The organism is Lysinibacillus sp. NPDC097195 (assembly GCF_044762075.1).
In the GTDB taxonomy this organism is placed as follows: domain Bacteria; phylum Bacillota; class Bacilli; order Bacillales_A; family Planococcaceae; genus Lysinibacillus.
The window spans coordinates 1-1,743 of the sequence record NZ_JBIWDP010000016.1 but is presented as its reverse complement, the minus strand read 5'-3'; the positions used below and the strand labels follow the sequence as shown (position 1 = coordinate 1,743).

At 31.2% G+C, this 1,743-nt stretch carries 2 protein-coding genes; one reads left to right on the top strand and one right to left on the bottom strand.

Translation table 11 applies throughout. The features are described 5' to 3' along the window. Nucleotides 1-264: 264 nt before the first annotated feature. Nucleotides 265-1,158: a patatin-like phospholipase family protein gene (locus ACIQXI_RS21930; RefSeq protein WP_402928630.1), complete on the bottom strand. Its 894-nt coding sequence runs from the start codon at nt 1,156-1,158 to the stop codon at nt 265-267. Nucleotides 1,159-1,587: 429 nt separating this feature from the next. Here ACIQXI_RS21930 and ACIQXI_RS21925 point away from each other — a divergent pair. Beyond that, nucleotides 1,588-1,743: LytTR family transcriptional regulator DNA-binding domain-containing protein (locus ACIQXI_RS21925; protein ID WP_402928631.1), on the top strand; the 156-nt coding region annotated here is incomplete at its 3' end.

The window sequence follows — 1,743 nt, the reverse complement described above, 5'->3', positions numbered from 1 at the left end:
TTTGATGTCCAAAATTTTTGTTTCGTTCGCTAACCGAAGTTAGCTCAGAAACTATATTGATTACGTTTTGCTTGTTCAGTTTTCAAGGTTCATTTTGTTAACTGTTTTGTAAGAGTTAACTTTTATATAATAACATGTTTCTGAAATAATGTCAAACGTTTATTTCGTTTTTATTTTTTCATAGTTGCTAGTTGTAACAGTAACTTTTATATAATAACACCTATTATATAAGTGGTCAATAGTTTTTTATCATTTTTTTAAGTTCTATATTCTAAACCTTGGCCAAGTTTTTAAGAATTGAATTGTACGATTTCTCCCTATCTCTAATAATGTTTCCTTAGTTTCTTCATTTAAATCAAATTGAGTAGCGCTATAATCATCTACTGGAATAAAGACAATATCTTTTTCGTGTCTTCTTGAAATATATCTTTCATCATGTGCTCCTTTCATAGTTGCAAACAGCGCTTCAAATAAATTCAATCCATTCTTTATTTCTTGTGGACATTGTTCCTCACTACTTCTACTTAATTTAAGACCTAGGACTGGTCGTTTTTTTCTTCCTTCTTTATCATCAAATATCCATAAGGGAAAATTACTTAAAACCCCTCCATCAACAACGACAGATTCACCCTTGCCAGTTTTTAAAGTTACTGGTTCAAAGAAAAATGGAATGCCACAACTCATACGCAATGCACAAGCAACAGAAAACTTATTGGCATCAATCTGATATTTGTGAAGATCATCAGGCAAAACTATAATTCTACCATTCGATAAATCGGAAGCTACCAATTTTAATGAACCTTTAGGTAGATCTGCAAAAGTATAAACCCCTTTATCTGCTAATTTTTGAGAAAACCATTTTTCTAATGCTTTTCCTTTATACAAACCTAAATGGTTATAAACATTAATCCATTTCATAAACGGCATTGGTAAAAATGTTTTTCTAGGGTCTAATAGTGAAGGTACATCTAACTCTTCAAGCATACATTCAATTTCTTTCCCACTATAACCTGCAGCAATAAAGGCAGCTAAAATAGCGCCAGCACTTGTTCCTGCAACTCGTTTAAAATGGAAATTTTCTGCTTCCAGTACTTGATACGCGCCAACTAATGCAAACCCCTTTAATCCTCCACCAGAGAAAACGCCATCAATCCACAAAATTCCCTCTCCTTTTTAAAGTAATCGTTACATTATAGGATACTAGTAAAGAGATTAGAACTTAAAAAATTAACTTTGTCGAATTCTACCTCACTTGTGCTCTACAAATGATTGCGCTAGGGAAAAATAAATATTTTACTGTATTAAAATTATTTTCGTTTATCCCATTCATCAATTGCATCTCTCCTTTCTAAAATAGCATCTTCCTCCTTAGCACTACTTTCACTAAGTGTAGTCTGCTATACATTAATAAAATCAGCAATATATGTATGATGTTGTCCCTCATATATTAACTAATTGTAAAAAGCAATATTGTTATAAAAAAACCGTTTGTTTAACACTTCTCACCTTCAATAACAAGGTCCCTTATAATAGGTTAGTATTTCAATTTTTAACTGGTAAAGAGATGAAGAATGGAACCCAGTCGCAATTGATAAAATTTCTTATATTGAAAGCCTTCAAAAAAGAACATGGTTTTATGTAGAGACAGATCAATTTAAAACAAGTATTACACTTAAAGAATTACAAATGCGATTACCTCCATTCTTCATTCGCATTCATAGATCCTATATAGTTAATATTTAT